The sequence below is a fragment of the Salmonella sp. SAL4457 genome (assembly GCF_046548235.1).
Taxonomy (GTDB): domain Bacteria; phylum Pseudomonadota; class Gammaproteobacteria; order Enterobacterales; family Enterobacteriaceae; genus Salmonella; species Salmonella enterica.
In genome coordinates, this window is sequence record NZ_JBGDZO010001215.1 from 1 (window position 1) to 241 (window position 241).

Below are 241 nucleotides of genomic sequence, written 5' to 3' on the forward strand. Positions count from 1 at the left end.
GCACGTACCTGTCGCAGCAGTGGGACGAGAAGCGCGCCAAGGAGAGCCTGATTGCCGTCAAACTGGCGAATGACGCCAAGAGCCGAGCCAAGGCGCGCGACGACAGGCACCGGTTCACGACGGAGATCGAGATCAAGGCGCTGGGCCGCGTCAAGCAGGGCCACGAGGGCTGGGAGAAGGCGTTTGGTGAGTTCGCGGCGCGCAGGGCCAAGCAGCAGGAGCAGATGCAGCAGGCGTGGAG

1 protein-coding gene is annotated in these 241 nt (G+C 66.0%); it reads left to right on the forward strand.

Annotated features, from left to right (window positions below):
- The coding region (locus ACLJNW_RS28045) for a hypothetical protein (protein WP_410961885.1) at nucleotides 1–241 on the forward strand (241 nt) is incomplete at both ends.